A 23975-nucleotide genomic window follows, 5' to 3' on the forward strand; every position below is an offset into this window, starting at 1 on the left:
CCCGCCTGTCCGTCGGACACGCGGTTCCGGGCGCGTGCCGGTTTTCCAGGAGAGAAGTTTATGAAGACCCGGTTTTGGATTTCGGCGAGCGTGCTCGCCTTAGTCGCCGCACCGCCCGCGACCGCGCAGGACCAAGCGGCACCGGCCGAACACGCAGCGGCCAGTGAAGCTACGGTAATCGACGATATCGTCGTTACCGCCCGCCGGCGTGAGGAATCGCTGCAGAGCGTTCCGGTCTCGATTACCGCAGTCTCTGCAGCCGCGCTCGAGCAGATGGGCGTGCGCTCCACAGACGATCTTCAGCGTGCGCTTCCCGGCGTCAACGTCTCGGGTCAGCGGCGCGACGACGCCAGCTTCTATGTCCGTGGCCAGGGGCCGGGCATCTTCAGCTTCGGGCAGCGCAACTTCACCAGCGTCGCGACCTATTTCGCCGAAGTGCCGGCGCTCGTCAGCGGCCCGGGCGTGTTCTTCGATCTCGGCAATGTGCAGATCCTGAAAGGACCGCAAGGCACATTGTTCGGCCGCAACACAACGGGCGGCGCGGTGCTGTTCGAGCCGCAGCGTCCGACGCAGGAAATCGGCGGCTATGCCAAGGTCTCGGCCGGCAATTACGACTACCGTGAATTGGAGGCAGTGCTCAACCTGCCGGTAGTGCCTGATATCCTCTCGATCCGCTTGGCCGGCAATGTTGCCCGGCGCGATGGCTTCACGACCAGCGTGATCAGTGGCCAGAAGCTCGATGGCCGCGACTATCAGGCGTACCGGGCCTCGGTGCTGTTCACCCCGGCACCGGGCTTTGAGAATCTGACGATCGTCGATGGCCGCACCAAGGAACAGAGCGGCACCTCGGCCGTGCTACGCCAGATCAACCCCGATGTACCGCTCGGCGCCGCCTTCGCACCCTATCTGGCGCAGCAACAGGCGCTTGGCATCCGCAAGACGCTGCTGCCGATCCCCCTCCATGATCACCAATCGGGTTTCGGCATCACCAACAAGACCAGTTGGGACGTGTCGGATGCAATCACGCTCAAGAATATCGTCTCCTTCCGCCGCAATCGCGTCGATCAAGCGAGCGATTTCGACGGGACACCGATCAACACCTTCCTGATTCAGAACGTCCCCGCCGGTCGCCGCTGGCAGATCGGGCAGGATCAGTTCACCGAGGAATTCCAGGTTCAGGGCAAGGCGGAATCGATCGGCCTCAACTATATTCTCGGCTTCTATCATGAGACCACGAAGCCCGGCTTCCCGCAGGAAGTGCGCCAGAGCCTGTTCGGCAATGTCTCCGTCCGCGACCTCGGTTATCGCGACGAAAGCAACGCCCTGTTCGCGCACGCGGAAATCGAGCTGAACGATCAGTTCCAGTTGAGCGGCGGCTTCCGCTATACATGGGACAAGCGCGAAGCGAGCATCGGCGTGTTCAATCTGGCCGGCCAGTGCACGCAGCAGGTGCCTCAGGGCAGCGGTAACATTCTGTGCCCCTTTGCCGCCAGCGGTAAATTCAAGGCGCCGTCCTACAATGTGACGCTCCAATATACGCCGACTGACCGGGTCCTTGTGTTCGGATCCTATCGGCGTGGCTATAAGAGCGGTGGCCTCAACCTGCCCTCGCCCGCACCCGAATTTACGAGCTTCGATCCCGAATATGTCGACAGCTTCGAACTCGGCCTGAAGGCAGACTGGAACATCGGCATGCCGCTGCGCACCAACATGTCAGTCTTCCTCGACAAATATGAGGACATCCAGATTTCGCAGCCGGTGGTGATCCCCGGCGTCGCGATCACCTCGCTGGTCCAGAATGTCGGCAAGGCAACCAACAAGGGCTTCGAATTCGAAGCGACGGCCAAGCCGGCCGAATGGCTCTCCCTCGGCGGCTTCGTTTCCTATCTCGATGCGCATAGCGATGTCACTGTTCCCGGCACCGCTGCCGTCAAGGGACGCCAGACCGCGTTCCAGCCGCGCTGGAAATACGGGTTGAACGGTCGTGTCGAACTGCCTGCCAGCGATACGCTTGGCACGCTCAGCCTCAGCGCCGATTATAGCTGGCAGTCGGTGGTGAACACCAATGAGACCGATGATCGCTTCGTCACCACCTATCCGAGCTATGGGCTGCTCGGCGCGCGGATCGAGCTGGCGGATGTCGCGTCTTCGGGCATCGATCTCGCGCTGTTCGGCAGCAACCTGACCAACAAGAAATATATTCTTGGCGGTTTCCCGCTCACCAGCTCGCTCGGTTTCGAGGCCGCCTATTATGGCGAGCCGCGCATGTACGGCGTCTCGGCGCGCGTTCGGTTCGGCAACTGATGCCGGGCAGCACCGGCCCCCAATCCTTCCCGGGGGGCCGGTGCCATCGGCCTGTGCCGCCTTGTTCTTTGCTGATCAGGAGTTCCTCTATGCCCATCGTGCCCGCATCCGTACGTCCCCTCGCAATCGGCGTCCGCTTGGCGACCATGTTGTTCGCGGCGAGCGCGCTTACTGCGCCGGCCATGGCACCGGCGGCTTCGGTGCCATCAACCGCTCCTGCCCGCGCGGATCGGCAGGCCGAACGCCGCCCGAACATCGTGATCGTCCTGCTCGACGATGTCGGCTTCGGTGCCAGCTCGGCCTTTGGCGGAGCGGTGCACACTCCCGCGCTCGAAAAGCTCGCGGGGTCTGGGCTCACCTATAACCGCTTCCACACCACCTCGGTCTGCTCGCCGACGCGCGCGGCGCTCCTCACCGGCCGCAATGCGCACCGGGTGGCGGCTGGCGGGGTGATCGAATTTCCGCACCGTGGCTATGACTGGTCCTGGCCGGATAATTCGGCCACCGTCGCGCAGGTGCTTCGGAAGGAAGGCTATGCCACCGCCGCCTTTGGCAAGTGGCACAACACCCCCGCCGCCGAGATCGGCCCCGCCGGCCCGTTCGATCGCTGGCCCACCGGCCTTGGATTTCAGCATTTCTACGGCTTCATGCAGGGGCAGGACAGCCAATGGGAACCACTGCTCTACCGCGATACGACCCCTGTCGATCCCCCCGCACCGGCCAACCAGCCCTATCATTTCAGCGAGGATATTGCCGACCAGGCGATCCGCTGGCTGAAGACGCGCGAAGCGGTTGATCCGGGCAGGCCCTATTTCCTCTATTTCGCACCCGGCGGCGCGCACGCCCCGCATCATGTGGCACCCGAATGGAGCGACAAATATCGCGGGCGGTTCGATCAGGGATGGGATCGCCTGCGCGAGGAGGTTTTCACGCGCCAGAAGAAGATGGGCATCATCCCCGCCGATGCGGAACTGACGCCCCGGCCAGACGAATTGCCGGCATGGGACAGCCTCTCCCCCGACCAGAAACGCCTTTACGCCCGGCAGATGGAAATCTTTGCCGGTTTTCTCGAGCATACCGATCACGAGGTCGGCCGTATGCTCGACGCCGTGCGCGCCGCGCCGGGTGGCGAAAACACGATGGTTCTCTATGTCGTCGGCGACAATGGCGGCAGTGGCGAGGGGGCGCCCGATGGCTCGGACATTGGTCTCGCCAACATCATCTACCGGCTCCCCTCCACCGTCGACGAGCAGTTGTCGCATCTCGATCGACTGGGCACGCGCGACTATGATAACCATTTCAGCGCGGCCTGGGCTTGGGCAACCACCACGCCCTTCCATTGGATGAAGCGCGTCGCCTCATCCTTTGGCGGCACGCGCAATCCGCTCATCGTTTCCTGGCCAGCGCGTATCGGCGCGCGCGGAGAGGTGCGCAGCCAGTTCACCGCCGCGAACGACCTGGTTCCGACCATCTATGAAGCGGTGGGCATCACGCCTCCCCGCATGGTCAACGGCGTCGAGCAGACCGGGTTTGACGGTGTCAGCTTCGCCTACAGCTTCAACGCGCCGGCCGCGCCGTCGCGTCACCGCATCCAATATTTCGAGGAAACCGGCAATCGCGCAATCTACCAGGATGGCTGGATGGCTGCCGCGCGGCGGTCGCTGCCCTGGACGCTCAGTTGCAACCCCGATTTCGCCGGGGATCGCTGGGCGCTCTACAATGTCGACAAGGATTTCAGCCAAGCGCGCGATCTATCTGCGGAATACCCTGAAAAGCTGAAGACACTGCAGGCGTTGTTCGAACGCGAGGCCAAGGCGAACCACGTCTATCCGATGCAGGATGGCTGCATCATCAAGACCGCGGGCAGTCAGACGATCACCGGCGGCAAGGCAGCGGAGGGAGCGCCGTCTGAGCCTCGGAAGATCGTTTATCCAGCGGGCATGGATCGCCTGCCCGTCGCCAAGGCCCCGGACTTTTCGGGCTCGCACGAAATCAGCGTGCCCGTGGACTTGAACGACGGTCGCGCCGAAGGCGTCATCCTCACCAACGGCAGCCGCTATGGCGGCTTTACGCTCTATGTCCGGAGCGGAAAGCTCGTCTACGAGGCCAATTTCTTCGGCAAGGAACGGATATCGCTCAAAGCTCCTCTGCCGTCAGCGGCCACGACGATCGGCTATCGCTTCACCCGCGAACAGCCCGGCCGGTTTGGCGGTGGAACCGGGCAATTGCTTGTCAATGGCAAGGTGGTCGCCACCCGCCGGTTCGAACATATTGGTCCCCCGGCGCAGTTCGGCAGCTTCGGCGTCGGCCGCTCGCACGGCGGCGCGGTCAGCAACGCCTATGACGGCGCCTATGCCTTCACCGGCATGTTGGGGCCAGTGACAATCACCTTGCGTTGAAGCAGGAGGGGGCGGATCGCCGCCCCCTCCTGAACCCAGGACCGCAGCAACCACCCAACTGTTACTTACGCGTTTGGATCACAAACTCGCTTGGGCTTCCGACGAAGAGCAGAAGGGCTGCCTGGTCGGAGACATTGCGCGCGCAGTGGGGTAGCCGTGAATCGAAATGCATGCTGTCACCAGGCTTGAGGACAGCCTTGGTCTGCCCAACCGTAACGTGAAGCTCGCCTTCCAGCAGGTAATAGACAGCCTCACCATTACGTCGCCCCACAGGGAAGACATGGCCAGGCGGGATACGGATGTGCATCACATCCAGCCGGCGATTTTCAAGCTGTGAGGAAAGATCATGGTAGACCACAGGGGAATCAACCGCGATCACCTTTGGGTTGGCAGCGCGATGCACAATCTGCGTGTCTTCGGGAATGGTCATGAAGTAGCTCAGGTCGACATCGAGCGCTTTGGCGAGCGCGAGAAGCGAAATGAGCGAGGGCGTTGTGAGATCGCGCTCGGCCTGGGAGATGAACGGCGCGGATAACCCCGACGTCTCGGAAAGTTCGCGTAGCGTGAGGCCGAGTTCCTTGCGGCGCGCCCTGATGCGTTCCCCCAACGGCAATTGCGGTCGCTTTTCGGACTTGGTTCCCAGCAATTGACTATGGCTCCACGACGTTATGCTGCCCGATGAGCAGAAGCGATACGCACTGCCTCATTGATCAGCAAGCCTTACGCTCGCATAGACATATTCGAGAGCCATCCGCCGAGCGGTTTCGGCGAGATTGGACGCTGCGCTATGTCCACCATCGATGTTCTCGTAGTAAAAATAAGGTTGCCCCAACGCTGCGAGCCTGGCTGCGGCCTTGCGGGCATGCGCTGGATGGACCCGGTCATCCTTGGTTGAACTCAGGATCAGCGGCGACGGATAACGCTTGTCGGCAACGAGGTTGTGATAGGGGGAATAAGCCTCCAGCCACTTGCGCTGTGTGGGGTTTTCAGGGTCACCATATTCTCCGACATAGGATGCCCCTGCCCCAAGCTTCGTGAAACGAAGCATATCGAACAATGGAACCTGCACGATTGCAGCATTGAACAAATCCGGGCGCTGCGTCATGGCGGCGCCGACCAACAATCCCCCCTGACTTCCGCCGACGACCCCAAGGTGGCTGGGGGACGACATTTTTCGATCGATCAGGTCCTGTGCGACAGCGATAAAGTCATCCCATGTCCGTTGCTTGTTCGCGCCCTGGCCCGCTTCATGCCAGCTCGGCCCGAATTCACCTCCACCGCGCAGATTAGCGACAACATAGGCATTGCCCTGTTCGAGCCACAGCCGCCCCATCGCACCTGCATAGGCGGGCAATTGCGAAATCTGGAATCCGCCATAACCATATAGAAGCGTGGGCGTTGAGCCGTCCATTCTGGCGTTTTTCGGTCGGACAAGAAAATATGGGATGCGAACGCCATCGCGCGAGACGGCGAAAAACTGTTCGACGACATGCTGTGATGCGTCAAAACGCTCCGGCGAACTCTTGAGAACCTCAATTTTTCCGTTGGCGGCGTCGTAATACCAAAGCGAGGTGGGTGTGAGGTAGTTCGTGACAGTGAACATGACCTCGTCGCTGTCGCTTGAGGCAGAAGCGAAACCGATAGCCGCATTTGCCGGCAGCTCGATCGGCGTCGAATGCCATGCCTTCCCGTCATGGTGATAGGACAATGCCTTCCCCTGAACATTGTCGAGTATCGTTAGAAACAGCCGGTTCTTCGTTATGCGATAGCTGTTGATCGCCTGACGGGAGCTCGGTTCGAACACCAGCGATGGCTGAGCGCCAAGGGGATCACGCTTCCACTCTTCGAGGTCGTAGGACAGGAGGGAACCGGACTTGAAGTGCGCCCCACTCGCGGCGGTCCAATCTTCGCCCAACGAGAGAAGCAGGCGACCACTCACAATCCCGCCAAGGGCGGCCTTTTTGGGCAAAGGCAGTTGCACGGGCCCCTTTGGCCCGAACAACACATATTCATACTCGAAATAGCTGAGGCCCCGGGCCACCCCAACGGCGTGGACCCTGCCTGCCGCATCGCGGAGAACCATGGGGGAGACGCCGACATCGTCCACCGTGCCACGATACACTTCACGCGCGCTGGAAAGCGGTTGCCCGCGCTTCAATTCCTTGACGACAAACGGATAACCGGCCTTGGTTACACTTGCGTCATCCCATGGGCGCGCGACAAGCAGCGTGTCCGCATCAACCCAGACAATATTCTGCTTGCCTTCCGGCAGATCAAATCCGCCCTCAACGAAGGCTTTGTCTTTGACATCGAATTCGCGGAGCGCGGTTGCATCCTTGCCGCCGTCTGACAGGCTTAGCAGGCAGAGGCGCTCATCCGGCGGAAGGCAGTCCCCACCGGCATATACCCAGTTCCGCTTCTCCGCTGCGGCAAGCGCATCGAAATCAAGGATCGTCTCCCAAGCGGGCGTCGCAGTGCGGTAACTTGCAAGGGTCGTGCTGCGCCAGATCCCGCGGACATGCGTCTCATCCTGCCAGAAATTGTCGAGGCCATTGGCAGTGAAGTTCACATAAGGGATACGATCCTGCGCCTGGAGGATCGCCAAGGCCTGATCCCGAAATTGATTATAGCGAGGATCCGATTGCAGCACGCGAAGGGTTTTCTCGTTTTCTGCGCGCACCCATGCCAGGGCGCGCGTGCCTTCGATGTCTTCAAGCCAAAGATAGGGGTCATCGGAACCGGTGGCGGACGGCGCTGGATCCTGCGCGACCGCTGGGGCGACGAGCAATGCCATCGGAAGAAGTGCGGCGAGAAATTGTTTTTTCATCCGGCATACCCTGGGGCCTCCTCCAACTCGCCAAGTGCAGCCAAGCACCTTGTCCAAGGGAGTTTGTGAGGTGAGTTGAACGCGATAGTTAGTTTGGCGGCAGGCAAGGAGCGGCGCTTACGCCGCCCCTTGGTCCTTTTCAGCGGCGCAGCCTTACGCCGACATAAACAGTCCGGCCAATCACATCGTAAAGACCGGAAGTCGCACCATATTCGAAATTGGCGCCCCCCGATTCAGCGCCGGGGAGACGCGGCGGTGCGCGATCAAAGGCATTGTTTACGCCCGCGAACAGCGTGAACTTCTGGTTCACGTCGACCGACCCGTAAAAGTCATGATAGAAAACGTCTCCGGTGTGCACCACGTCATAAAGGTCTGACGTGATGGATTCGCTGGGACGCATCGACGACAGGTATCGCATATTCCAGTTCAGCGTGAACGGGCCGTTGGCATAATTCGTGCGCACAACCCCCTTCCATTTGGGTGCCCCGAATACACCTGCTGTTTCATTGATGGTGTTGGCGTCGGTCGGATCATAGGTGAACTTGCGGGAAATCAGGCGGGTGAAGGCGGCATTAAACGAAAGCCGTCCGGCGTTGCGCCCAAGATCAAACCAGATATCTGCTTCGATATCGACACCCTTGGTTCGATATTCTGAAAGATTCAGCTGCTTCGTTACCACGGACACAAGGTCGTTGTTTGCATCACGCGTCACGAAATCACAGAAGATGTTATCCAGCGTGGGTGCATCCACACACTTGTTCAGGATCTGCTGAGCACCAAAGGAATCGATTGCACCACGAAGCTTAATGTCAAAATAATCAACGCTCACCGTCAGATTGGGCAAGAAGCGCGGCTTTACAACCGCCCCTGCGGTTAGGGTCTTGGCCGTCTCTACGCCAAGATCCGTATTGCCAGTGGAGATCACGTCACGAAACTGCCAATAGGTATTGACGTTTTGCGGCGAAATAATTGCACAGTTTGCCGCTGTATATTGCGTACGGGTGGATCGGTTTACGACATCCCAATAGTTGCAGGGATCCGCCAACCATTCACCTCCGACGCGGGTCGATGTGAAGAGCTCACTGATATTCGGCGCACGCACGGCCTTGCCATAGGTCGTGCGAAAACGGATGTCTCTGACCGGAGCCCATTCGCCGGCAAGTTTGTACGCGGTCGTGCCGCCGGCCGTGCTGTAGTCGGAATAGCGGACAGCGCCTTCGATGGCGAGCGAGTGGAAGAAAGGCTTTTCCTTGAGCAGCGGAACACGAAGTTCGCCAAATATTTCCGTTACGTCATATTTGCCCACCAGCGCCGTTTCGGTGACACCGATGGTCGGATCGAACAGCGGGCTAGTCGGGTCGAATTCGGGCGTAGCCCCGATATTGTTGCTCTCGCTGCGATACTCGCCACCAAGCACGACCTGAACCTCGCCTGCGGGGAGCGCAAAGAGTGACCCCGTCAAATAACCCGACAGCACATGTTGCCGCAGCGTTTGCCGTGATGGGTTCGTATCATACTGAAGATAATCGATAACCTGCGGTGTCAGTTGCTGGAACGGGTTTAGAGGAACGCAGCCATTGGTCGGATCGGTGAGCGTGCTGCGACAGATCGCGTTGCCCATTCCATCGCTCGTCGTGTCGAGCGCGAGATAATAGCGATCCGTCGCCGTACCGTTTCGCGATTCAACCTCTTGGCGGGTCTGGCCGAAGGAATAGGACGCCGTCCATTTCCATTCATACCCGAAGAGGTTTGGGATAGTGCCTTCCAAGCCGGCGGTCGCCTGCACCGTGGAGCGGCGATACAGCGCCTCTCCCCTTCCGAGTTCCGAATAACGCCGAGTGAAGGGTATATCGTACAGAATTGGCCCGCCATTCGCGGCGATCATCTCGGATGTAATAAAGGGGCTGTCGGCGGGTACATAGTCGTAGCCATAAGCGGCATGTGCCTGGTATCCGGCGCGCGAATGGGTCCGCGAATATCCGGCATCGGCGAAGAAGCTGATGCGGTCGCTGAATTCATAATTGAACGTCCCGAAGGTCGACCAGCGCTCAGACGGCACCTGCAACAGCCAGTCGTCGTAGCGCCCCAGAAACTCGCCGCCATCAGTCAGATAGCTGCTCAGGTCTGAAATCGTTCCAGGGCTGTTCAGATTGAGGATACCACCCGGGCCCAATTGCGGACGCCGAAGGGCGCCTTGCGGCGTGAACGTGTAAAGATTGCCGCGTCCGCCAAGCTCCACGATCGCTTCAGCATGATCGTAGATCGAGCGATTGCCGTCCGTGAGTTTGAATGTGCCGTCGGCCTGACGGGCATAAAGCGGCGTACCATTCGCCGTCCACGGACGATCCTGCCCCCGAACCTGATCCGGGCTGTTGCTATACGCCCCGAACAGCGTGAAATTGCCGCGCCCGCCCGCAAAATTTTGCCCGTAAATCAGATCGAGATCATAGCTACCAAGGTCGCCGCGGGTCGATACGCCATAACGGGCATTGGCCTCGAGACCTTCAAAATCCTTCTTGAGGATGAAGTTGGCGACGCCGGCGACCGCATCCGCACCATAAAGTGCAGATGCACCACCGGTAATGACGTCAACGCGTTCGACGAGGTTGGTCGGAAGCGTGCTGATGTCGACAGCCGATGATCCAGGCATCGAGGCGACACGGCGACGCCCATTGACCAGAACCAGCGTCCGCTCGGTGCCGAGACCGCGCAGGTCGAGCGCGTTCACGCCGGCATTGCCTGATTGGTTTGAAGTCTGGTTCGTCTGTGTGACAAAGAGGCTGGGCAGCTGATTGACCAGATCGGCAATCTCGGTCACCCCCGATTGCCGAATAGTCTCCGCGTTGAGCACCGTAGTGGGTGTGGGGTTATCCGCCCCGGTTCGAATGATGCGACTGCCGGTGACGACGATATCCTCGCTGCTCCCCCCGTGCGTCGCGTCTTCGCCCTGTGACGTTTGTGCAATCGCGTGCGGCATCGTCGCCGCCATGGTCGCGCCCACAATCGCAGTCCCCGCCAACAGCCTTTTCAAAATGTCCACGTCCGGTCCCCTCGAGTCAAAAGTCACCTTCGTTGGTGTCGGATCGGAATTATCTCGGCAACGATTTTTTATGTGTATCAAATTTTTTGATAAGCATGTGTCGTTATTGCAACGATCGACATGTCTGCGTAATTTTGATGCCCAAAGGGGGCTACAATGCTCCATTGGTTACGATAGCGGGGGTGGGGCACGCGATAAGCGCGCGCAGATCTGATGCGCCGCTCTCTACGCGGCAACCGTACAATCCGGGCTCTTCACGCAGCGCGTTTCGGTGGCCTCGCGTATAAATTCGGCGATTTCGCTTGGCCGATGGCGCGTTGCCGCACGCGGCGTAACCTTCCAAAGTACGATTCATCAAATTTTTTGATGAATATGATATTCCATTGATGCATGATTTCGGCATTGATCATGATCGGCCTCAGCGCTGTTGTGCACTTTCTGCTCCATCGCAGAGCACTGAGGCCAATGCCTGGTCGGAGCAGACGCTCCTCGCCGGGTACTATTTTCGACCTTCACGGATGGCTTCCCCGCCATCGGCTTTTATTTCCGGAGTGCTATTCGCGTGGATTTCAGCCTCATCGCCCTCCCTTTCATCGCCATCGCAACGCTCGGAGGCGTGCCGACAGCACAGGCTGCGGCCAGCGAGAAAATGCCAGCCGCATCGATAGCATCGACAGCGAACCAGCAACTCAAGGCTTTATATGAGGCCGACTGGGCCTGGCGCATGGCCGAGACTGGGATGATCGAAGGGGAAGAGGGAGAACTTTTGCCCGGAAATCGGCTCCCACGCGTCGATGTCGCGTCCCAACTCCGGCGGCTGGACCATGACCGCAAAACATTGATCGCCCTCGATGCCATCCCCGCAGCGCAGTTGTCGGATGAAGAACGGATCAATGCAGAGGTGCTGCGAACCAACCTGCAGACGGCCATTGACGACGGCGCGTTTCGCGAATGGGAAATGCCATTTAACAGCGACAGTTCGTTCTGGACCTATCTCGATTCCCCCAGGGGTTTTCGCACCGCGGATGATTATCGGCGCTACATTGCACGGATGCGCGACGTACCGCGCTTCTTTGCCGAAAATATCGTCAATATGCGCGCCGGCCTCGCCCGTGGGTTCAGCGTGCCGCAGGCGACGCTGGTCGGCCGTGAAAAGTCCTTGCTGCCCTTCACCAGTCAGGATCTTGCGGCAAATCCTTTCTACATCGCCTTTGGCGACATGCCCGCGACCATCCCTGCCGCCGAACAGCAGGCGCTGCGCAACGAAGGGGAAAAGGCAATCCGCGAGGCGGTCGCCCCGGCCTACGCCGAACTTCTGATCTTCCTGCGCGATGAATATCTGCCGCGGGCACGCAAAACTCTTGCCGCCACGGCAATGCCCAATGGCAAGGCGTATTATGCGGCGCAGATCCGTGAATATGCCACGCTCGATCTCACGCCCGAGCAGATCCACGAAAAGGGGCTGGCCGAAGTTGCCCGCATCGAAGCCGAAATGCGCAAGACAATGGTTGATAGCGGCTTCAAGGGGGATTTCGCAGCCTATCTGCATTTCCTGCGTACCGATCCGCAATTCTATGCCAAGACTCCGGAAGAATTGCTGATGACATCGGCCTGGGTCGCCAAGCGGGTTGACGCGAAGATCGGCCAGGTCATTGGTTTTCTGCCGCGCCGCCGCTTCACCATTCTACCGGTGCCTGACGCGATCGCGCCCTTCTACACCGCAGGTCGCGGCGGGCTCGAAAGCTGCCTGATGAACACCTATGATCTGCCGAGCCGACCGCTCTACAATATCCCCGCGCTCACGCTGCATGAATGCTCGCCGGGGCACAGCCTGCAGGCAGCTCTTGCCGAAGAGCAGAAGGAAAAGGCCGCGTTCCGGCGCAATACCTATTTTTCGGGCTATGGCGAAGGCTGGGGCCTCTACACCGAGTGGCTGGGCGAAGGCATGGGTATCTACCGCACGCCCTATGAACGTTTCGGTCGGTTGAGCTATGAGATGTGGCGCGCGGCGCGGCTGGTAATCGATACCGGTATTCATCGCTATGGCTGGTCGCGCGACAAGGCGATCGCGTATCTGGCCAATCACACCGCGCTCTCGGAACACGAAGTCGCTACCGAGGTCGATCGCTATATCAGCTGGCCGGGCCAGGCTGTTGCCTACAAGCTGGGCGAAATGACGATCAGGCGCTTGCGCGGTGAAGCCGAGGCCGCGCTTGGTCGCGATTTCGACCAGCGCCGCTTCCACGACACAATCCTTGCACTCGGCTCAGTGCCACTCTCTACGCTCGAGCGTCGGTTGAACGAGTTCGTCGACGAAGAAAAGCATCGTCTCACCAAATGACGTTTGACGGCATTGGTGCTCGATCCGGCGACAGTTCACCCATTATCCGACAGCGGTCGGGTTTGCGGTAAATATGAGCCTGATCCGCGAGCGCCATGCCCAGCGTGTTGGTGACGCCCTCGGCCCGCATCGTGCTGCACAGCCGCATCAAAAGAAAACGGGCCCCATTTCATGGGGCCCAAAAGTTTAGAGAGGCGATTAGGTTGTCGTTTTACGATTACGGCGTCGCGTCGATATCGAATTCGCCGGCATTCTGCGCGGTCAGGGTACCCGTGAACTTGCACGCGCCGACCGTCTGATTGACGAACTGCACCGCGTTCTTAGCCGGATCGTTGTGCTTGTACGCACCGCTGATCGAGCCCTGGCACTTGATCAGACCGCCAATCGCGGTTGCATCAATGTTCGAAATCGTAACGGTGGTGCCATCGGTTGAAATGGTCGGCGTGCCGTGAAGCGTTGCCATCCCGCAGGCCGCCGAACCGCTCATGGTGAAACCCGTCAGCGTGATCGAGTGACCATGCGAAGCATCGGTGGAAAGCGGATGCGCAAAGCTGGTGTGGCCATCGGGATTGGCTTCGGTAACGTCATAGGTTGCCGTCACGGTGCAAGGCGTCGTGATGGTCCCGATCGTCGTGTTCATCACGCCCGAAAGCACCATGCCAGTGCCGGCCTTGCGAATGGTGACGGCATTCGCCGCAGTACTCATCCCGGCCAGAACCATTGCAGCCGAACAAAGAATAGCCAATTTCTTCATATCCGTCTCCTTCATTGTTTTTGAACGAAGTTTACGCGAAATACTGGCACCGAGGGGGGAGCCCCCCCCCTCGATTCTTGTCAGAACTTCATGGTCACGTTGAAGCCGTAGATCCGGGGATCGAGATAGAATGTGTTGGCGGGCATGCCGATATCGTCCGCGCTCAGGAAAACGTCGGTGATCGGCTGATCGTTGAGCACATTCTTCACATAGAACTGGAAAGCCAGATCGGATTTCGGCCGCGCGAGCGTGACCGCAAGGTTGAGGTTGCCCCATGCCTTCAGCTTGTCAAACTCGGTATTGAACACGCGGGTATAGCTCTTCGACTGGCGATAATAGTCACCACGGAAGGTCAGTTCCCAGTCCTCATTGTCGAGGAAGAACTTATACTCTGCCCCTACGTTGAATGTGATCTTGGGCGCATTGGGAAGCTCATTACCTTTCAAATCCGCATCAAAGCCTCGCCCCCCATTCGGCGCATCAGTGAGCGGGTTATAGTTGATGCCGGTGTACGCCCAGAACGGTGTGGAAATGCCGGTCGGAATATCGGGGTTATACGTACCGACCATGGTCGATCCCGGGCAGAACGCCGCGAGCGACAAAAAGTCTGCAAAGCCGGAATTCAGCAATGTTTCCACATGCTTCTTGGGGGCAATACAGTTGGTCGGCACCTGCAACCAGGGACGCACCACCACCCAGTCTTCGTTGCCCTGGGTACGGTCCATCACGTCGATCGCGCGCGCACCCTTTTTCAGGCGCGTGTCGAGATAGCCGAGATTGGCGTTGAGGCGAAAATGGCGGCTTGGCTGCCACAGCCCTTCCAGTTCCAGCCCCCATGTCCGCGCGTCGAAATTCTCGGTATAGGTGATCCGGTCGGTCACCTGAGAAATCTGGTAATTCTCATAATCATAATAGAATGCCGTGGCGTTGAGGTTGACCTTGCCGTTCGCCAGAACATTTTTGGTGCCCACTTCAAACGCCGTCAGATATTCGGGCTTGTAGCGATCCGGAAGGGGCTGATACTGGACGATAAGCGGGTTGAAATCGACGCGCGGCGGATTGGCCCCACCGCCCTTGTAGCCCCGCGATATAGAGCCATAAACCAGCGTGTCATCGGTGAACGATGTCTGCGGTTTCCAGTCGACGACAGCGCGGCCCGAAAAGCGCCCCCAACTTTGATTGATATCCGGAAGCGCCGGATAGCCAGAATTCACAGTGCCGCCTGTGGCGATGTCACTGCTCAGCAGCAACTGGCTCGGAATCTGGGACTGATATTTTTTATCCTTGGTGTAGCGCGCGCCGAGCGTGACCTTCACGTCGTCGCTCGGATTCCAATATGCTTCCCCGAACAGGGCCCATGACTTGGTGCGCACATGGTTTCTGCTCAAGAAATAATTGTGCCCCTGATCATCGACCTGGTTGAGAGGATTTTTATCCTTGTACATCCTTATCTGGCAGTTGGGATCGGTCGAATTCAACGGGCAGTCCAGAAAGGCCAGTTCGGGCGGTGATCCGTAAATTTTGTCGGGATCCAGGAAGTACATATAGTCAGCAACAATGTTGAAAATGTTGCTGAACGCGTAATAATCATCCTGCGTCTTGAAATCGAGATAGTTCGCGCCGACGTTGAAATTGAATTTCCCGTCGAAGTCGGACTGGAGACGCAGCTCCTGAGACCATTGGCGGCTCTTCGTCTTGTTCAGATCGACGGTCATCAGCCTGTCTGACGGACCAAGCTGCGCATCGGTGTAAACGCCGCCCGGCGTTGGACCGTCATTGATGTAAGGTTCGAGCAGATAGCTGTACAGGCCACGGCTGTCACCGAACAGGGGATTGGAAACGAACCGATTGTAATCCTGCGAGGAATACCAACGATCTCGCCCATAGGCCGTTTGCGATATCAGTGACAAACCTTCGTTGATCTGGAAGTCCATGTTGAACTGGACCACATCATTCTTGGCCCGAAAGACCGGATCAATCGCGGTTGCGATTTTTCTGGGATCTCGCGACTGGACGATGCCGCCATAAGGATCGCCCGGGCGCACCAGACTGACCCCTTCAAAGGTGTTCGGATCAAGCCCCAAGAGCAGCGATTGCGCATGCGCTATGGCGGTCTGGCTCAGCGCGTTGGGCACCCCGAACGCAGCGTCATCATAAAGCGATCCCGGCAAACATCCCTGGCTGAGGCGTGGGCGCAGATGCTCGGGCACGACCGTCGACCCCACGGACGCCAGCCCCGGATCGGTCGTGCACAGCGCCTTGCCGGTGCGCGAGCGATCATCGTCTTCCTCGAAATGCTCCCAGATCACATTGGCCTTGAACCGGCTGCTGGGTTCCCACGCCGCCGAGAAGCGCGTCGACCACAGATCACGGCCGTTCACGCGCTTATTGGTGAACGTATTATAATCATAGCCGTCGCGCTTGGTGAGCGCACCCGCGCCGCGGATCGCCAACGTGTCGCCAAGCGGAATGTTGATCATCCCGGACAGGCGCCGCGAGCTGAAATTGCCGACCTCGCCGCGCAGCATCCCCTCGAAAGCTTCGCTATTGGCGATTTCCGGGATGATGTTGATCACACCGGCGGTGGAATTGCGCCCGTATAGCGTGCCCTGCGGGCCGCGCAGCACCTCGACCCGCGCGAGGTCGAAAAACTCCTGCTCGAACATCCGGTTACGGATCATCGGCGTGTTATTGAACGCGATCGCAACGCCCGGATCGCTCGAGGAATTGAGTGCCTTGGTGCCAATCCCACGGATCGACACGTTGTACATGCTCGAGAAGCTCTTCGAGAAGTTGAGGTTCGGCACCGAGCGCAACAGCTCCGAACCGCCCTCGATCTTCATGTCGTTCAGTTCCTGCGCGCTGAACGCCGAAATCGCGATCGGCACGTCCTGGATGCGTTCCTCGCGCTTTTGCGCGGTGACGATGATCTCGGATGTCGCCACGGCAGCCGCGCCGTCGCCATTTGCAACATTTTCGTCGACCTCCGCCATCGCGGACACTGGCAGCGCCAACCCAAGGACCGCGCTGGTGAACAGCGCCTTGCGCAAAGACTTGCAACGATCACGAAACATCTTAATCCCCTCCGCTCCTCTGCCAGTCGCCTCGGCGGACTGGCTATCGCCGCAATTTTTTGCGGTCTTACCTACAGGGACGCACCAGACCGAAAATCCCTCATATTTTTTTGGAAATTTTTTTCGAATCTATTTCGGTAACTGCCCCGATCAGCCTTTTCATATGATTATGGCTTTGTTCTAAATTGAAAAACTGGATTTGCTCCAATTTGGAAATAAGCGCCCCCTGCATGCATGTCAGTGAGGCGCCTGCCACCGGAGAACTGCGCAGCATCGAGCCGCTCTGACGTGGGGAAAGGACCGGAAAAACGACCAGAAAACGCTATCGCGCGGCGTTCAAATCAGGTGCCGTCGTCCAGCATGACATCCATCACATGATGGCCGGATCTTGAAGACACAGACAATCACGGCAAGGGCTGCGAGCTTGTTGGGCGCGGACGAAACAGCCGGCGCGGGCGCAACCAAATTTCACCACAAAACTCTGCGCCGCCATGGCATTGTTGCGTCAGAAAATTCTAAAATTTGAAATAGATCTAAAATCTTTTCTGAATACTGAAACGGATCAACCGACCTACAGGGTCTATTTCATCCCGGCCATATCCATATGGAACGCTTCCATCGTTCAATTGAACTCGACGAAATTCATTAAAAATATTCTGAACATCAAAGGATATTCTCAAATTTTTAAAGACTGAATCTTCATTTCCACTCCCAATCAACCTGTGCGGTTCAAAAAATGTTGAAAAATTGAACTTCAAAGAAGATTTGAAGTGAAACACCTCATCAGCACCGTCCAAGCGAGCGGGCCCAACCCAATTTCCGCTCAGCGTAGCACCCAATCCTTTTTTTCCAGCCGTCAGTTGCAACGAAGCATGGTGGCGGGGCTGCCCCGCACCGTTCAGTTGATCAAGCACGGCTATGCCATTTCGGATCAATAATTCATTCTTGAGTTGCCACACATGATTCAATGACATGTTCAATCGCAATGGATTTTGCGGCACCGCTGCCGCTGGCTGGCGCTCAGAAAGGAGGCGCACGACAAGGGATGTCGTCAACGCCTCCAAAGAATTCCGCGCGATATTGATGGGACGGGCGTCAACCATGATCAGGCGACCGGCATCGTCTCGTGTGAAGCGCTCTGGAAACACGGCCTCTACCGAGGGTGCCGATGTTGGCAGCGCCCCACTCCCTCGCCTTCCTATCACGCGCTGATATGAGACGTTGAGCGTGGGTCCCTCCTTGCTCAGCGGATAGAATGTACCATTCAGCGTAAAGGCGTGACGAGTTCCTCGGCGCAGCGCAGGATTGCCCCCGGTAATCCAAACCGGCTCAGCCACCTCCTGCCTGATGAAATCATATACCCGATTGATTGTTTCGACACGCGGCCCTTCCAACAGAACAACCGCCGGCACATCCTCGGTGTAAGATATTGAGCCGCGCAACTGCACAGACGGCCAAGGGGTCCAATTCACCCTGCCATCGAACGCCCTCTGCACCTCCCTCTCACCCCCAATGTCCAAGCTGCCTAGAACATCAATCGAGAGATCTCCCAACACTGCCCTCTCATCGGCGATTCTACTGGAAATAGGGATAGTGAAAGATTGCTGAACCTTGAATCGCATATTGCGCGCATGGCTATTTTCAAATGAACTATGATTACTTTTAATTAATTTATTTGATGAGAAATTTCTATTTGCGGAAGCCGTAAAATTAGAAAAAACAGATCCACTTTTCATTTCAAAAATTGAATTAGATACATTAATCTGAGCATCCCAATTTTCGTATATAGAATAAATTTCATCAGTAAGGAATATTTCCGTTGGAAGACGGCCATAAGGATTTTTCAGAACATCCCCGGATGCAACGATCTTCTGAAATTCCGTAATATCGATTCCACGATCCAGCGAGGAACGAGACGATCCACGCATGTAATTTGCGAGAAGGTTCAATTGCCAGGAACCGATCGCTCCACTTAAGGAAGTCGAAACACCCCAGGATCTGGACTGAAGACGGCTGCGCAACGGACGGTCTCCGTCATAACTGCGCACAAGCACCACATCCTGGTGAAAAGGTGACCAGAGGCTTGTCGCAGGAAGAACCGCAGAGGCACGCGGCAATCCCAGCAACCTTTCAGTGTGGTTTGTTCCGCCATTGACACTGATCGAGCCACTGAACGCCCCTATGGGGCGCATGAGATTGGCGCTGAGTGACAGCGTCTCATTACCGGGCAAAAGCGTCTCATAGGCATGTGGGTCACCCAGTTGAACGACACCAGCAGTTTGCACGAAATCGCTCAACTCAGGGGGATCAGATTCAGCACCGCGCGGCACCCCCGCGATCGTCACAGCCTTGCCCGCCAACGCACTTAATTGCGGATCGATTTCACCCAGTCCAAGGCCTTCAATATGGCCGGCCAAGTCAACCGCCGCGACCGGTCGTGGAATATGTCTCTGATTTTTCAACAAGGCGCTTTCCCGTGAAAGCTGGGCATTGACGCCCCAGTTCGTCTGCCCCGAAATTGCTGTATATCCAGCGGATAGTCGCTGACCATCCCGCCCCCCCGCCGTTGCGAACGACGCCCCGGCATCGATGCTTAAACTGCTGAATTTACGCTTCAACACTAGGTTGACCACCCGCCGCCCCGGCGGATAGCCATAACGCGCCGCCGCATCAGGAGGCAGAATGGCAAGACGCGACAGCGCCTCGGGCGGGAAGCCGGAAACACCCACCGCCCCGCCGCGCTTTCCATTAACAAGCAGCTCAAGCTCTTCGCCTGATCCGTCGATGGATGGCTTCAATGATTGAAGGAGCTCCGCAATGCTGCTCGCGCCGTGAATGGCGATATCTTCTTCATCAAGTTCTGTTTCAGGCGCCACATTCGCGTCGCCATAGCGAGCCGTAACAACAATTTCGGTATCATCGGTCACAGTCGCAGCATCGGGCGCTGCAGCATCGCGCTCAGCCGCCCGATCATTACGCTGCGCAAACGCCTCTTCAACGCGCGCAAAATCCAAAATAATCAGAAGCAGGACCACGCGCACGCAGTGCGTCCAAAAGGTGCTTCGCATCATAGCGCCGCGCAACATCTTGCACAGAAAGATCTAAATGGAATTTTTCTGGTTACCAGATGAACAGCGAAAGGCACTTTGGGGAGGAGGCGGCATATTGCGCCGCAATACTCTCGGGCATCGCTGACACTCAGCACACCACCCTCCCCAAATTCTCATTTCAAAAACATACTCATAATTTCAACAACAGAAAAATTATTTGATCCAATTTGAATGCGTTATTCTTATTCCACATAATATTGGCTGAACCAGCGGCGCCACAGCAAGATCGGGCCGTCGCCGTCGCAGAGCAGCGGTTGCGGACGATATTTCTTGTTGTTCCAGACGATGAGATCGACCGATTCAAAGCCCGCCGAATCCTCGTCTTCAGTTTCGCCGATCGAATGCTCGTACAGCTTGTGCGCAATCTTGCGCTCAACCGAGCCTTCCTCGTAATTGCGATAGGTGAACTGCATCATGGTGCGCGTATTTTCGCGGTCGATGGGCAGCGAGCTCGAGAACATCGTCATGGTGACGCCGTTCTGGCTGTGCCGCACGACAGCGATACCGGGACCATGGTTTTCGCCGACGATATATCCGTTGCCGATGTCGAAGTGAAAGACATTGCCTTCGACGCGCGCGGTGCCCGGCGGGATGATCGGCGCACCGTGCAGATAATGAAGATGCGCAAAGTCGACCGCATTTTCGCCGATTTCCTGTATCGCGGTTCCGATGTCCCAGGCGCCGCGCGGCAGCGTGACATAATCGTCGCTTTCAAATTCGGGCACTTCGGGCAGCTCAAACATCGGCTCGGCGCCCTCAGGGTGATACCAGGCGTAGATCGCGCCATAACGCTCAATGATCGGCAGCGAGCGGAGAATGGGCTTCTTGCGCGCGATCGGCGGCATCACCTTTGCGTACGGGATCTTGGTGCACCAGCCTTGGGTGTCATATTCCCAGTGGTGGAACGGGCAACGAATGCTGTCGCCGACCACCACCCCGCCCTCGCCGAGATGCGCGCCCAGATGCGGGCAGAAGGGATCCGAGATGCCAACCTTGCCGCTTTCCCCCCGGAACATCACCCATTGCTGGTCGAACGCCTGAATCTGCCGGATTTCACCCGGCGCGATGCTCGCGGACTCATCGATCATGAACCATCCATAGGGGATGGGAAACGGACAGCGCTCCAGCTCTTTCGAAGTCTGGATATGTTCGATCGGCGATAATTCGTTCATTTTCCCTCTCCTCGATATGGCGGATGCCGCTCGGCCACGACGCGCACGGAGAAGCTCAGTGCCGGTCCGGGTGTGGGCGCGGTCTTGGTTTTGAGAACATAATCGGGCGATGGCAGCGCCAGTTCGAACCGATGGAAAAGCTGTGCCATCGCAATCGCCATCTGGATTTCGGCCAGCCCCTGGCCAAGGCAGCTATGCGGCCCCCGCCCGAACGGCGAATACGCCCCTTTCTGCAGATGCTCGCCGCGCGGCCGCTGATAGCGATCGATATCGTACCGCTCCGGCTCGGGGTAGAATTCCTCCATGAAGTGCGGGACGCTGGTGCCCACATAGATCATCTCATTTTCCGGAATGATGTGCCCGGCAAATTCGAAGTCGCGCGTGGCTGTGCGCATTTGCGCAACCGCGATCGGCCAGAGCCGCATCGCTTCCATGATCGCGCCATTCACCGCCGTCATGTTGCGGACAGCTGCCTCATCGATGACCTTCCCTGAGAAGAGTTCATCAGCTTCGGCCTGAACGCGCTTGAGCACGTCAGGATGTTTGAGGATTCCGTAAATGCAGGCCGCGAGCGTGTTGGCGACGGTATCAAGCCCGGCCACATAGGGACCGGTTACCGACAGGATGAGATTCTGATCGGGCATCAGATCCGAGCCATCACGATTGGCCTGGATGATATCGGTGATAAGGTTCTTGGGCGCGGTGCCATCATCAAGGCGCGTCCGGAAATCCGCGATCATGGCTTCGCCAAGTTCGCGAATGCGCTGATGCGCCCGGCTGTAGCGCGGGTCTTTCAGCATGATCCGCGGGCGCTGCTTGGTCACCAGCACGTTGAGGATGGTAAGGATCGCGAAACGGATATCTTTGACATATTCGAGCGGCGCCTGCCCGGTCAGGAGCATGCCGAGCTGCTCGACCACCAGATATTGCATCGCCTCGAGCACGGGGATTTTTGCGCCCGGCGTCCACCGGCGGCCAAGGGCGCGGTCAGTCGCCTCGACGAGATCCTCATAATGCCCTTCGACCGCCTCGCGCGAGAAACCGCTGCGCAACAGCGTGCGCAACCGCATATGCCGCTCGCCATCAAGGCCGGTCAGGGTTTCGGTCGCGCCATATTCCTCGATGAGGCCGTGCCAGAATTCCTTCGAACGCAGGCAATCGCGTCCTTCGCGCGTCGTCATGAAGGTGGCCGCCTCCGGCCCCGCAATCACGATGCTTTCGCGTCCAAAGACATGAATACGGTAAACCGGACCATGCGCACGGTAGGAGCGCAGAAAGAATGCGGCCGGATCCTTGGCCATATCGAGCGTGTTGCCGAGCAAAGGGAGCCCGGGCACCAGCGGGATGCTCGTTTCGGCCAGTCTCGGTTTTTCCAGAACAGCGGCCATATCGACTATCTCCTTTTGACGATCCGGCCGGCACGCCCCGCACAGCCTCTTGCCGCAAGAACCGGGGACACAGCTAGCCTTTGTCCGGACGGTCATGCCGTCCGGACGGGTTTCAAAATTGCACTTTGGTAGTCATCGTCGCGCCTGAGGGCGCGACAGTTTCGTTCAGGGCGTCAGCATCTGATCCACAAACATTGCTGCCTCCTTGGGAAAGGGTGGATAGAACATCGGCGCGCTGTCCTTGGCATCCAGCGCATCCTCAACCACGCCGCGCGGATTGGAGAATTCCACGAAACCGGCACGGCCGCCGAGGCGACCGATACCGCTATGATTGGCGCCACCAAAGGGTAGCGTCGCGATATTGGCCTGAACCACCGCGTTGTTCACGGCGCTCGTGCCTGCGCGCGTATGATCGATATACCAGTCGGCCGAAGCCCGGTCGGCGGTGAAGATGTAGATGCCGAGCGGTTTCGGGCGCCGCGCGATTTCCGCAACGGCGTTCTCGCGCGTGTCGAAGCCCTGGACAACGAGCACAGGCCCGAACACCTCTTCGTCATAGATCGCCATGTCCGACGTCACATCGGTCAGGATCGTCGGCGAGACAAAGCGGGCGTCCACATCCACCTCGCCGCCCATCACCAACGTCGCGCCCTTTTCGAGCGCATCCTCGATAAGGCTCTGGATACGCCGGGTATGATGCACGCTGATGATCCGTGACAGATCCTGCGACACGGTGAAACCTTCGCCGGCGGGATCGTAGAATTCCCGCACCTTTTGCTGAAGCGCGTCGAGGAACGCGTCCTTGACGCTGTTGCTGACCAGCACATAGTCGGGCGCCAGGCAGACCTGTCCCGCAATGAGGTGGCGGCCAAAGGCGAGCTTGGCCGCCGCATCGGCGATATCGGCGTCCGCTTCGACGATCGCGGGGTTCTTGCCGCCCATTTCCAGCGTTACGCCGGCAAAGTTGCGCGCAGCCGCCTCCATGACAAGCCGCCCGATGCGATTATTGCCGACATAACAGATATGATCGAAGGGCAGCGCAAGCAGGCCCTGTGCGACCTCCGGACCACCAGTGACCACGGCAACATCCTCGGTCAGCCCTGCCCGTTCGATCACCTTCACCACCATTTCGGCCGAATGAGGCGCGATTTCGGATGGCTTCAGCACAACAGCATTGCCGGCGGCGATCATGCTGACGACCGGCGACAGGCTGATGAGCACGGGCGCATTCCAGGTCGCCAGATGCAGGACGACCCCCTTCGGCTCATAATGGACATAGGCCTGGCGCCCCATCATGCTGGGCAGCGCCTCGACATGCTCGCGCTCCATCCATCCCGCCAGGCGGTCACAGACAAAGCCGATTTCTTCCTTGAGCGGAAGGAGCATCATCCGGCCGTCCATCGCCACTTCGCGCATGCTGGCTTCGCCAATTTCCGCGCGCAGATCATAGACCGCCTGATAGAGCCGCCGAAGCTTTTCGATCCGTTCGGCCGCAGTGGACCGGGCAATCTGCGGCGCCCGCGCGCGCAACTGGCCGTATATTGTCGCTAGATCAGTCATGGGCCT

12 protein-coding genes are annotated in these 23975 nt (G+C 58.4%); 3 read left to right on the plus strand and 9 right to left on the minus strand.

What is annotated here, in order from left to right; translation table 11 throughout:
- Window positions 1-60 precede the first annotated feature (60 nt).
- Together QYC26_RS04890 and QYC26_RS04895 are read left to right on the plus strand one after the other, a co-directional pair.
- Window positions 61-2304: a TonB-dependent receptor gene (locus QYC26_RS04890; protein WP_317514275.1), complete on the plus strand. Its 2244-nt coding sequence runs from the start codon at window positions 61-63 to the stop codon at window positions 2302-2304.
- 89 nt (window positions 2305-2393) lie between these two features.
- Window positions 2394-4703: an arylsulfatase gene (locus QYC26_RS04895; RefSeq protein ID WP_317514276.1), complete on the plus strand. Its 2310-nt coding sequence runs from the start codon at window positions 2394-2396 to the stop codon at window positions 4701-4703.
- A 61-nt stretch (window positions 4704-4764) separates the two neighbouring features.
- On the opposite strand, the gene QYC26_RS04900 is transcribed toward QYC26_RS04895, so the two are convergent.
- The 3 genes from QYC26_RS04900 to QYC26_RS04910 form a co-directional block, all read right to left on the minus strand.
- Window positions 4765-5349: a helix-turn-helix domain-containing protein gene (locus QYC26_RS04900; protein ID WP_317514277.1), complete on the minus strand. Its 585-nt coding sequence runs from the start codon at window positions 5347-5349 to the stop codon at window positions 4765-4767.
- A 57-nt stretch (window positions 5350-5406) separates the two neighbouring features.
- A complete protein-coding gene (locus QYC26_RS04905; RefSeq protein WP_317514278.1) occupies window positions 5407-7530 on the minus strand; it encodes a prolyl oligopeptidase family serine peptidase in 2124 nt (707 codons plus the stop codon).
- Window positions 7531-7669: 139 nt separating this feature from the next.
- Window positions 7670-10570 (minus strand): TonB-dependent receptor domain-containing protein, encoded by a 2901-nt coding sequence (locus tag QYC26_RS04910; RefSeq protein WP_317514279.1) that lies wholly within the window; start codon window positions 10568-10570, stop codon window positions 7670-7672.
- A gap of 649 nt (window positions 10571-11219) precedes the next feature.
- On the opposite strand from QYC26_RS04910, the gene QYC26_RS04915 reads away from it, so the two are divergent.
- Window positions 11220-12911: a DUF885 domain-containing protein gene (locus tag QYC26_RS04915; RefSeq protein WP_411197645.1), complete on the plus strand. Its 1692-nt coding sequence runs from the start codon at window positions 11220-11222 to the stop codon at window positions 12909-12911.
- Window positions 12912-13128: 217 nt separating this feature from the next.
- Here the strand turns inward: QYC26_RS04915 and QYC26_RS04920 are convergent, their stop codons facing one another.
- The 6 genes from QYC26_RS04920 to QYC26_RS04945 form a co-directional block, all read right to left on the minus strand.
- Window positions 13129-13665 carry a hypothetical protein gene (locus tag QYC26_RS04920; protein WP_317514282.1) on the minus strand — a complete coding sequence of 179 codons (537 nt, stop codon included), beginning with the start codon at window positions 13663-13665 and terminating at the stop codon, window positions 13129-13131.
- Between the two features lie 80 nt (window positions 13666-13745).
- Window positions 13746-16739: a TonB-dependent receptor gene (locus QYC26_RS04925; RefSeq protein WP_317514283.1), complete on the minus strand. Its 2994-nt coding sequence runs from the start codon at window positions 16737-16739 to the stop codon at window positions 13746-13748.
- A 533-nt stretch (window positions 16740-17272) separates the two neighbouring features.
- Entirely contained in the window at window positions 17273-19780 is a 2508-nt protein-coding gene (locus tag QYC26_RS04930) for a hypothetical protein (protein WP_317514284.1), read from the minus strand.
- A gap of 251 nt (window positions 19781-20031) precedes the next feature.
- On the minus strand, window positions 20032-20937 hold the full coding sequence (locus QYC26_RS04935) for a Rieske 2Fe-2S domain-containing protein (RefSeq protein ID WP_317514285.1): 906 nt from the start codon (window positions 20935-20937) through the stop codon (window positions 20032-20034).
- Window positions 20938-21017: 80 nt separating this feature from the next.
- A complete protein-coding gene (locus QYC26_RS04940; protein ID WP_317514286.1) occupies window positions 21018-22409 on the minus strand; it encodes a cytochrome P450 in 1392 nt (463 codons plus the stop codon).
- Window positions 22410-22574: 165 nt separating this feature from the next.
- Window positions 22575-23969: an aldehyde dehydrogenase family protein gene (locus tag QYC26_RS04945; protein WP_317514287.1), complete on the minus strand. Its 1395-nt coding sequence runs from the start codon at window positions 23967-23969 to the stop codon at window positions 22575-22577.
- Window positions 23970-23975 lie beyond the last annotated feature (6 nt).

Source organism: Sphingomonas sp. C3-2, from assembly GCF_033025475.1.
Lineage (GTDB): Bacteria > Pseudomonadota > Alphaproteobacteria > Sphingomonadales > Sphingomonadaceae > Sphingobium_A.

Coding starts and splice junctions, on each gene's coding strand:
- QYC26_RS04905 (WP_317514278.1), bottom strand. CDS start 7,530: ATGAAAAAACAATTTCTCGCCGCACTTCTTCCGATGGCATTGCTCGTC.
- QYC26_RS04940 (WP_317514286.1), bottom strand. CDS start 22,409: ATGGCCGCTGTTCTGGAAAAACCGAGACTGGCCGAAACGAGCATCCCG.
- QYC26_RS04915 (WP_411197645.1), top strand. CDS start 11,220: ATGCCAGCCGCATCGATAGCATCGACAGCGAACCAGCAACTCAAGGCT.
- QYC26_RS04895 (WP_317514276.1), top strand. CDS start 2,394: ATGCCCATCGTGCCCGCATCCGTACGTCCCCTCGCAATCGGCGTCCGC.
- QYC26_RS04925 (WP_317514283.1), bottom strand. CDS start 16,739: ATGTTTCGTGATCGTTGCAAGTCTTTGCGCAAGGCGCTGTTCACCAGC.
- QYC26_RS04890 (WP_317514275.1), top strand. CDS start 61: ATGAAGACCCGGTTTTGGATTTCGGCGAGCGTGCTCGCCTTAGTCGCC.
- QYC26_RS04945 (WP_317514287.1), bottom strand. CDS start 23,969: ATGACTGATCTAGCGACAATATACGGCCAGTTGCGCGCGCGGGCGCCG.
- QYC26_RS04935 (WP_317514285.1), bottom strand. CDS start 20,937: ATGATCGATGAGTCCGCGAGCATCGCGCCGGGTGAAATCCGGCAGATT.
- QYC26_RS04920 (WP_317514282.1), bottom strand. CDS start 13,665: ATGAAGAAATTGGCTATTCTTTGTTCGGCTGCAATGGTTCTGGCCGGG.